General features: G+C 53.2%; 10 protein-coding genes and 1 tRNA gene. 6 read left to right on the top strand and 5 right to left on the bottom strand.

Going from position 1 to position 9,555, the window contains the following annotated elements; genetic code table 11:
* Window positions 1-340: GntR family transcriptional regulator (locus tag RTK32_RS13770; protein ID WP_312044872.1), on the bottom strand; the 340-nt coding region annotated here is incomplete at its 3' end.
* Between the two features lie 143 nt (window positions 341-483).
* Between RTK32_RS13770 and RTK32_RS13775 the strand changes: the two genes are divergently transcribed.
* A complete protein-coding gene (locus RTK32_RS13775) occupies window positions 484-1,977 on the top strand; it encodes an NCS1 family nucleobase:cation symporter-1 (RefSeq protein WP_312044874.1) in 1,494 nt (497 codons plus the stop codon).
* Between the two features lie 123 nt (window positions 1,978-2,100).
* On the opposite strand, the gene RTK32_RS13780 is transcribed toward RTK32_RS13775, so the two are convergent.
* Window positions 2,101-2,177, bottom strand: a tRNA-Asp gene (locus tag RTK32_RS13780).
* A gap of 123 nt (window positions 2,178-2,300) precedes the next feature.
* Window positions 2,301-3,035 (bottom strand): DNA polymerase III subunit epsilon, encoded by a 735-nt coding sequence (gene dnaQ, locus RTK32_RS13785; protein WP_312044876.1) that lies wholly within the window; start codon window positions 3,033-3,035, stop codon window positions 2,301-2,303.
* 51 nt (window positions 3,036-3,086) lie between these two features.
* Between dnaQ and rnhA the strand changes: the two genes are divergently transcribed.
* On the top strand, window positions 3,087-3,554 hold the full coding sequence (gene rnhA, locus RTK32_RS13790; protein WP_312044878.1) for a ribonuclease HI: 468 nt from the start codon (window positions 3,087-3,089) through the stop codon (window positions 3,552-3,554).
* Here the strand turns inward: rnhA and RTK32_RS13795 are convergent.
* Window positions 3,539-4,270 carry a class I SAM-dependent methyltransferase gene (locus tag RTK32_RS13795; RefSeq protein WP_312044880.1) on the bottom strand — a complete coding sequence of 244 codons (732 nt, stop codon included), beginning with the start codon at window positions 4,268-4,270 and terminating at the stop codon, window positions 3,539-3,541. The genes rnhA and RTK32_RS13795 overlap by 16 nt on opposite strands.
* Before the next feature lie 44 nt (window positions 4,271-4,314).
* Between RTK32_RS13795 and gloB the strand changes: the two genes are divergently transcribed.
* From gloB to RTK32_RS13810, 3 genes are all read left to right on the top strand, one after another.
* Complete coding sequence (gene gloB / locus RTK32_RS13800; RefSeq protein WP_312044882.1) at window positions 4,315-5,070, top strand: hydroxyacylglutathione hydrolase; 756 nt, start codon at window positions 4,315-4,317, stop codon at window positions 5,068-5,070.
* Window positions 5,071-5,140: 70 nt separating this feature from the next.
* A complete protein-coding gene (gene mltD / locus RTK32_RS13805) occupies window positions 5,141-6,493 on the top strand; it encodes a murein transglycosylase D (RefSeq protein ID WP_312044884.1) in 1,353 nt (450 codons plus the stop codon).
* Between the two features lie 41 nt (window positions 6,494-6,534).
* Window positions 6,535-7,314 (top strand): cyclase family protein, encoded by a 780-nt coding sequence (locus tag RTK32_RS13810; protein ID WP_312044886.1) that lies wholly within the window; start codon window positions 6,535-6,537, stop codon window positions 7,312-7,314.
* Here RTK32_RS13810 and RTK32_RS13815 read toward each other — a convergent pair.
* Window positions 7,311-8,096 (bottom strand): endonuclease/exonuclease/phosphatase family protein, encoded by a 786-nt coding sequence (locus RTK32_RS13815; RefSeq protein WP_312044888.1) that lies wholly within the window; start codon window positions 8,094-8,096, stop codon window positions 7,311-7,313. The two genes, RTK32_RS13810 and RTK32_RS13815, sit on opposite strands and share 4 nt — an antisense overlap.
* Window positions 8,097-8,465: 369 nt before the next feature.
* Between RTK32_RS13815 and yafC the strand changes: the two genes are divergently transcribed.
* Window positions 8,466-9,362 (top strand): DNA-binding transcriptional regulator YafC, encoded by an 897-nt coding sequence (gene yafC, locus RTK32_RS13820; RefSeq protein WP_312044890.1) that lies wholly within the window; start codon window positions 8,466-8,468, stop codon window positions 9,360-9,362.
* The last annotated feature ends 193 nt before the right edge of the window (window positions 9,363-9,555 follow it).

Consider the following 9,555-nt stretch of genomic DNA (forward strand, 5'->3'; position numbering starts at 1 on the left):
CCAGATGCCTCGGCTGGCAGTGTGCCAGTACGGCAGGAAAGTTCGCGCATTCGATTAACTCACGCGTTCGGAAAATGTCCTGCGCTTCTTCTCTTGAAGGTGTGGCAACTTGTGCACCACGTTTGGGCGTTAACACCACCATCTGCACTGCGGCGAGGCGCGTTAGCACCTTACGGATGCCTGTCCGGCTGACGCCAAAGACGTCGGCAAGCGCTTCCTCCGGAAGTTTGCTGCCCGGCTGCAGCTGGCGCTCCACCATCGCCTGCATCAGCGCCTGAAAGATAGGTTCGTCTGTGTCGTTCAGGTCGGAGGCCCTCTTCAGGCCGCTTTCACTTTTCATTTCCTGGTCCGCTCAGGTTGTTCTTGCCTAAATCGTACACATGAATAGATCATTTTGTATACACGATGCCAACTTCTGGCCTGAATCCTGCAATGCCTCTCCCACTGTTTTCTATCCCGTTGAATTGTTAAGGAGCAGGTTTCATGCCAAAAAGTCCACAGGTTACTTCAGCGTCGGCAGAAGAAGCGCATGCCAGCTACAGTCCCCGGCTGTGCAACGAGGATCTGGCCCCGACGCGTGAACAGAACTGGAGTTGGTACAACATCTTTTCTTTCTGGATGTCAGACGTACACAGTATGGGAGGGTATGTGGTAGCGGCCAGCTTCTTCACGCTGGGGTTAGCAAGCTGGCAGGTGTTGATTTGCCTGCTGGCGGGTATTTGTATTGTCCAGCTGTTCGCCAATCTTATCGCTAAACCCAGCCAGATGACCGGCGTGCCTTATGCGGTCATCTGCCGTCAGGCCTTTGGCGTGTTTGGCGCGAATATCCCGGCAGTGATCCGGGGGCTGATCGCATTCGCCTGGTACGGTATTCAGACCTGGCTGGCTGCTAACGCGCTGATGCTGGTTACGCTAAAGTTCTGGCCTACGCTGGCGCCGATGACGCAGGTTTCCTGGCTGGGCCTGTCACAGCTCGGCTGGATCTGCTTTGGCTTTATGTGGCTCGCTCAGGCACTGGTGTTCTGGCACGGCATGAAGGCTATTAAACGCTTTATTGATGTGGCTGGTCCGGCAGTTTATATCGTGATGGTCGCGCTGGCGGTCTGGATTGTATACAGGACGGGTTTTGAAGGCATCTCTTTCACGCTCTCGACAAAGCAGCTGAGCGGCAGCCAGCAGCTCTGGCAGATGGTGACCGCCACGGCGCTGGTCGTCTCTTATTTTTCCGGCCCGCTGCTCAACTTTGGCGACTTTGCGCGCTATGGCAAAAGCATGAAGGCGATACGACGTGGTAATCGCTGGGGCCTGCCGTTTAACTTTCTGCTTTTTTCCGTAGTAACCGTGGTTATTGTCTCCGGCACGCAGTCGCTGTTCGGCCATATGATTACCGATCCTATTGAAACGGTTAGCCGCGTAGGGAGCGATTTAGCGGTCGCTGTCGGCTTGTTGACCATGATTACCGCCACAATAGGCATTAATATTGTCGCCAACTTCGTGTCGCCCGCGTTCGACTTTTCTAACTGTTCGCCACAGAAAATCAGCTTTCGCACCGGTGGAATGATCGCCGCCGTCGGATCGGTGCTGCTGACACCATGGAACCTGTTTCAGTCACCGGAGCTTATCCACTATACGCTGGACGTGCTGGGTGCTTTTATCGGCCCGCTGTTTGGGATCCTGCTGTGTGATTTTTACCTGATCAAACGTGGGCAGATCTCGACCGACGATCTTTTTAACGCTACGCCACAGGGGAAATATTGGTATCGCGGCGGGTTTAACCCTAAGGCGATTGCGGCACTGGTGCCTTCCGTGCTGATTGGGCTGGCCATCAGCTTTTCGCCTTCGCTGCATGAGGTGGCTAACTTCAGCTGGTTTATCGGCGTGGCGTTAGCGGCAGGCTGCTATCGCTGGATGGCGCGAGAGGAATGCGTTAGCGCGACGGCACGTTATGCGCCCCGCGTGGCGGTAGAAAAAAGATAAACAGCATGAATGTCGTTGCACGACGGGTGGATGACAGGGCTGAGGATAAAATGCAGGGCAGCGTTTCCGGACGCTGAAATGACGAAAGCCTGATGCATTTCTGCATCAGGCTTTCCGGATACTTGGCGGAACGGACGGGGCTCGAACCCGCGACCCCCTGCGTGACAGGCAGGTATTCTAACCAACTGAACTACCGCTCCGCGCTTTGTTCCCCGTCGGGAACGGGGCGAATATTACGGTGCGGCTTGCTTCCCGTCAATGCTTTTTCCCGGTCTTTCAGATCGACTGCCTGTTTTTTCATCTCCTGCTGCATTTTAACCTTTTCAGCCGCGCCAGAGACAGCTTCCGCCCTTCTTCATCACCAGGTCAAGGCGAGATTCGTGTTCGGCAATCTCTTCGTCCGTCGCCGTTATGACGCACAGGCCGGAAGCCGGACGCGTGATGCGATAGATAGTCTCATCGTTACTCTGCTCCTGCCTGTCGCCTTCCATCGAAAACTTCAGCGACGTCTGCCCGCCGGTCATGGTCAGGAAAACTTCGGCCAGAATTTCGGAGTCGAGCAATGCGCCGTGCAGCGTTCGCTTGCTGTTATCTATCTCATAGCGCGAGCAGAGCGCATCAAGGATGTTGCGCTTGCCGGGAAACAGCCTGCGCGCCATCGCCAGACTGTCGGTAATCTGGCAGAAGGTTTCCGTTTTGGGAATATTGCGGCCAAGCTTGCCAAATTCATAGTCCATAAAGCCAATATCAAACGAGGCGTTATGGATAACCAGCTCGGCGCCTTCTATATAGGCAAGAAAATCGTCGGCAATATCCGCAAAGGTCGGCTTATCTGCCAGAAACTCGTCGGCAATCCCGTGCACGCCGAACGCTTCCGGATCGACAAGCCGATCGGGCTTGAGATAAACATGGAAGTTATTGCCGGTGAGACGACGGTTTACCACCTCAACGGCGCCGATTTCAATGATGCGGTGCCCTTCATAGTGCACCCCAATCATATTCATACCGGTAGTTTCAGTATCGAGGACGATCTGACGCGTTGTATTTACTGTGCTCATAGGACCCGTTTATGTCAGACTTGGCGTTTTTTCAAAGGGAGTCTACCAGAGATGCCTAAACAGGTAGAAATTTTCACCGATGGTTCTTGTCTTGGCAATCCTGGCCCGGGCGGATACGGCGCTATCTTACGTTACGGCCAGCACGAAAAAACGTTCAGCGCCGGGTATCAGCTAACCACCAATAACCGTATGGAGCTGATGGCGGCTATCGTTGCGCTGGAAGCGTTAACTAAACCGTGCGACGTCGTGCTGAGTACCGACAGCCAATATGTGCGCCAGGGCATTACCAGCTGGATCCATAACTGGAAAAAGCGTGGCTGGAAAACGACGGACAAAAAACCGGTGAAAAATGTCGATCTCTGGAAGCGACTGGATACGGCGCTGGGCCAGCATCAAATTACCTGGGAATGGGTAAAAGGCCATGCCGGTCATCCGGAAAACGAACGCTGCGACGAACTGGCCCGCGCGGCCGCCGGCAGCCCCTCGTTTGAAGACATTGGTTATCAGTCAGGATCCTGATAGCGCTGCCTTACCCGGCTGGTCGCGCCAACAGCGGGAGCCAGCCTTCTCTGAGCCGCGGCCTTTTTGGCCGGATTCATCGTTAACGGGAAAGTCCGTTTGCGGGCCACGATAATGCTCAGGCAGCCTAACGCCGGAAGATGCGTGCTAATGACTTTACCGCCCTGCTTGTTCCACGGTAGCACCTGAAAACGCGAACGCTGCACCACTTCATAATTTAACAAACTGAGCCAGTCCATCAGCCTGGTTTGGGTAAACATTCGACTGTTCCACGGCACACGTTGACGCAGGCCAGGGATGAGTTTGCCCGTTCCCAACACGCTGAAGAGATTGAAGCCGCTAATTATCATCCAGCCGTCATCGATCAATACGCGATCTACCTCGCGCAAAACGCGGTGTGGATCGCTGCTCCAGGCCAGACTGTGCGCCAGTAAACAGGCATCGACCGATTTCGATTCAAACGGCAGGCTGCCCGGGTCGGCCAATACCTGTAAATCTTCGCCATGTAAGCCAACGTTCACCTGATGCGAAATAGCACAGCTTGCCGTGTCGATTTCCGCGCTCAGCGAACCGATTTTCAGCAAATGGAAACCGTATAATCTGTCCAGACAGGGTTGCAGATGCCGGGTCAGCGCGTCACGATAGTAATCTCCCCAGGGGATTTCTGCCCAAGAGTAAGGCACGTGACGAATATGGCGTGTTTTAGCGGGCTTCATGCTTTACCATCTTCTTTCCATTGCGGCCAGTCAACGAGGCGATAATGAATCTTACCAGCATTCCGGCTTTGCAGGATAACTACATCTGGACATTAAATAACGACCAGGGCGACTGCCTGATTGTCGATCCGGGCGAAGCGGCACCGGTGTTGGCTGCCCTGAATAAAAACCGCTGGCACCCGGTGGCGATCCTGCTGACACATCATCATTACGATCACGTTGGCGGCGTAAAAGAACTGCTGCAACATTATCCCGATCTGGTGGTGTATGGCCCGCAAGAGACACAAGATAAGGGAAGCAATCGGCTTGTCTCTGAGGGAGATAAGGTGGCTATTTTGGGCCGCGAATTTAGTGTAATTTCGACACCGGGCCACACTTTAGGACATATCTCATACTACAGTGAACCTTACCTTTTCTGTGGTGACACCCTTTTCTCCGGTGGCTGTGGACGTTTATTTGAAGGCACCCCGCAGCAAATGTTCGATTCTTTTCAAAAGATTAACAAGTTACCGGGCGAGACGCTGGTGTGCTGCGCACACGAATATACGTTATCAAATTTGAAGTTTGCTCAAGCCCTGCTGCCTCAGGATACGCAAATAGCGGCCTATTATCGCGAAATTAAGGAGTTACGCGCGAAAAACGCGGTTTCCTTGCCTGTAACACTCGCTTTTGAGCGGCAAATAAATATTTTCCTGCGCACCCAAGATACTGAATTACAGCGAGTTATTGGTTACGAAACACCTCCGCAACAAGAATGGCAAGTTTTTGCAACTCTACGCGAGAAGAAAGACCATTTTTGATTTTTCGGGTTGTGTTGAGCAGCCCGAGCACGTATAGTTGCTCGTCTTTTAAGCGAACAATGACACACACATGAAGGCTAAAGCGATATTACTCGCCTCAGTCCTGCTGGTGGGGTGCCAGGCATCAAAGCACGACGCCCCCGAACAGCATGCACAGAGTTTGTCTTCAGCGCAGAGCAGTCAGAACGCAGATCGGTTGTTATCGCCACGCTGGCAGGACGATGGGACCAGCCTGGCGAAAGATCAGGATCTGTGGAATTTCATAGGCGACGAGCTGAAGATGAAGGTTCCGGAAAACCCCCGGATACGCGAACAAAAACAAAAGTACTTAAGAAACAAGAGCTATCTCCACGATGTAACGTTACGGGCTGAGCCGTATATGTACTGGATTGTCGAGCAGATTAAGCAACGTAAAATGCCGATGGAACTAGTACTATTACCCATAGTGGAGAGCGCTTTTGATCCTCATGCGACCTCTTCTGCCAATGCCGCAGGCATCTGGCAGATCGTGCCGCAAACGGGACGTAATTATGGTCTTAAGCAGAACCAGTGGTATGACGGTCGTCGCGATATTGTCGCCTCGACCAAAGTCGCACTGGATATGATGCAGCGCCTGAACGGCATGTTCGGCGGTGACTGGCTGCTGACCGTGGCCGCCTACAATAGCGGCGAAGGCCGGGTACTGAAAGCGATAAAAAGCAACAAGGCTCGCGGTAAAGCAACGGACTTCTGGTCGCTGTCGCTTCCGCATGAAACCACGGTATACGTGCCGAAGATGCTGGCCTTAAGCGAGCTGTTGAAAAACAACAAGCGCTACGGCATTCGTCTTCCGGAGCCTAACGAAACCCGTGCGCTGGCGCGTGTTGAAGTGGGTCAGCAGATTGAGTTAACGCAGGCGGCCGAAATGGCCGGTATGTCGTTAAACAAGCTGAAGAGCTTTAATACCGGCTACAAGCGCGGCATGACGGCCCCTAATGGCCCGCACTATATTATGGTGCCTAAGTCGCACGTGGCGCAGCTGCGTAGCTCACTGGCAACAGGCGACATCGCGGCGGTACAGCCCACCGAGCTGGCCAGCAGCACCTCTTACAAGGTGCGTAATGGCGATACCCTGTCAGGCATTGCAAAACGCCTGAACGTGTCGATGAAGACGCTACAGCAGGCTAATAACCTGCGTGGTGCGACCATCAAACCGGGACAGACGCTCAGCCTGGGCGGCAGCGAAAGCGCAACCAGACTGGCCGATAATGGCAACAGCATCACCTATAAGGTTCGTAAAGGTGATTCTCTGGCCAGCATCGCAAAACGTCACGGCGTAAACACGAGGGATCTGCTGCGCTGGAACAGCGGCGGATCGGCAAATATTCAGCCCGGCGACAGGCTGACGCTGTTTGTCAGTAACAATGCGACGCCTGACAGCTAAGAGTACAGCTTGAAAAAACCAGTCTCCGGACTGGTTTTTTTATGTCTGCCGTTTCCTGTTCCCCCGCCCTGTGCTCTACTGCTTTTCTCTCCGTTTATCGTGAGGCCGCCATGACTACTGATTTGGTTGCACTACTGAACCGACATCGCCTGATTGAACTGAGCCATGTTTATGAAGAAGGCATGCCAGTCTGGCCCGGTGACGGACGCTTCTTTCTGAGCAGTGCGGAAAATTTTGCTACAGGCGACGGCAACTATAACTGTCAGCTAAGCCTGGGCGATCATTGCGGGACGCATATAGACGCCCCGGTGCATTTTATGCCGCACGGAGAGAGTATTGATCGGGTTGATATTCGCCAGTTAGTGGGGCGTGGCCGCTGCCTGAACATGGCTCACGTATTAAAAAACGGCGCGATTACTTTTGATATGATCACGGAGTGGGAAGCCAGAAATGGCGAAATAACCGCAAAGGATATCGTTCTGTTTCGTACAGGCTACGATAAAAAATGGCGCTGTCGTCCTGACCATACTGGGTTTATGAGTGGCTGGCCGGGCCTTTCAGCCAGGAGTGCAGATTATCTGTTGGAAAAAGGCGTCACGATTTTCGGTACCGATGCCCTGTCGCTGGATTGTGCAGACAGTAAAGATTATCCGGCCCATGAGGCAATATTAGGAGCGGGAGGGCTGATTATTGAGAGCCTGGCAAACCTTCACAGTCTGCCCGCGGCTTTTGTTTTTATCGCCCTGCCTTTGCGCATCAAGGGCGGTTCTGCCTCACCCGTGCGCGCAGTAGCTTTCGTAGAGCAGAGCGAGCACGATTAAGGCGTAAACTCTACCAGTAGAGGGTTATGGTCGGAAGCACGCGTCACCAACACGGAAGCTTCCGCTACATCCATGTCCCGGTAGAAGACAAAATCCAGCGGTCGACCAAAGGCTTTACGCCGATGATCGTCAGTGAAGTTGACCTCGTGCAGCCCCATATTATGCGCAAAGGCATAGAGCGCATTGATTCGCTGGCGACTCCATGCATTGAAATCTCCCGCCATGATAACCGGCCCTTTATGATGAATAATCTGTTCACCTATTGGGCCAAGCTGCTTACTGTACACGTCGATACCCAGACTGAAGTTTACCGCATGGATATTCACAACCATCAGCATCTTGCCGCCCGGCAGCGCATAAGCGGTCACCAGCGCCGATTTAGCCAGCCTCAGCAGCGGTTCACGCTCCCGTAGCGGATAACAGTAAACGGGATGCGCTGCAGCCAGCGTCATCACGCCGGAAGGATGTTGCGGCAGCACGAATGCTGGTACCTGATCTGCAGCAAGATAGTTACTGGTAGCAAAATGGATCAGTTCTGGCGTCGTCTGCGCTTCCTGCAGCAAAACCAGCTGCGCGTCTTTGCCGAAATTTTGTAATACCGAAAGCCATTCGGCGCGCTGTTGCTTAAAGATGTTCCATACCAGCACCCGTAACGTAGCGTGCTCTGTCAGCGGCGCGCCGGGCGGTAACGCTTTGCCCATATGCAGCATTGCGCCCGGCGGAAAGATGCGTTCCGCAGGCTGCCCGGCGACATATCTCATGGCATAAGTTTTTTTCCGCACGTTAGCGTCTGACCTCTGTATATTGACCAATGATGACTGCATTCAGTTATAGGGACTTTATAGCCGGGTTTCAATCGGAGGCGGCTAATAAGTACCGGATGAAGGTATGCTAATCCCTCTTTTTACCTGTCTGCCGCCTGTAACTGTAGTCGATTTATTGCGTGCGCTCTGGCTATCTGCCTGATAGCGCCCCTGACAAAAGTTGATGGAATCCAGAAGCCTTTGTTTACCGCCACTGCGGCCAGGTTAACGGTGATAGTGTGCTGTCAGTAAAGGCTCTACGCCGCCCGTGGTTTGGCTTGCACTGCTTCATCATGCTTTAATTACCACCTGCAGATATTTCCAAAGCATTTCGTTCAGGAAGCAGTCATGAAGGCAAACTCAGAGGAACTGGCGATTTTTGTCGCCGTGGTGGAAAACGGCAGTTTCAGTAAGGCTGCCGAGCGGCTGAAAATGGCAAACTCTGCCGTGAGCCGTGCAGTTAAAAAACTGGAAAACAAGCTTGAGGTAGAGTTGCTGACCCGCACCACCCGACAAATTAAATTAACCCACGAGGGCGAAGCTTATTTTAAGCGGGTTCAGGCTATTCTTCAGGAGATGTCTGCAGCAGAAAACGAGCTGGCAGAACAAAAAAGACTGCCCAAGGGGTCGCTGCGCATTGATGCCGCTACGCCAGTGGTTCTGCATCTGTTGATGCCCATGATCAAACCTTTTCGTGAACGCTTCCCTGAGGTCACACTCTCGCTAGTTTCTTCCGAGACTTTTATCAATTTGATCGAACGTAAAGTAGACGTTGCTATCCGCGCCGGCACGCTAAGCGATTCAAGCTTGCGCGCACGCCTGCTGTTTAATAGTCGACGCAAAATAGTCGCCAGCCCGGCCTGGCTGCAACAGTTCGGGACACCCCAAACCGTAGAGGATTTGGCACAGCACGCCTGCCTGGGCTTTGTTGAGCCGCTGAATCTGAATCGCTGGCCCATCGCCAGAGCAGACGGCCAGCTTTATGATATTACGCCAGCCAGTACTTCCAACAGTGGTGAGACGCTCCGTCAGCTGTGCCTGAACGGTAACGGTATTGCCTGCCTGTCAGACTTTATGATCAATAAAGACTTAAGCGATGGCTCATTGGTGGAGATTATGGCCGACAGGCTTTTGCCGGTGGATATGCCGTTTAACGCGGTCTACTATGGCGATCGTTCGGTTAATACCCGCATTCGCTCCTTTGTCGATTTTGTCAGCGAATGGCTCCGGAAATATCCTGTCTGAAGCATGCAGGAGAGGCGCAAAGTGTGGCCGCCAGGGCTGTTTGGGACGGGGAGCGACAGAAGAAAAGCAAAAGAAACAAGGCAGGCAGAATAACAGACAAAAAAAAGCCCTGAGCGTAAGCTCAGGGCCTTATATAAAGTGGCGGAACGGACGGGGCTCGAACCCGCGACCCCCTGCGTGACAGGCAGGTATT

Origin of the sequence: Erwinia sp., assembly GCF_031978025.1 — a bacterium.
Classification (GTDB): Bacteria; Pseudomonadota; Gammaproteobacteria; order Enterobacterales; family Enterobacteriaceae; genus Erwinia.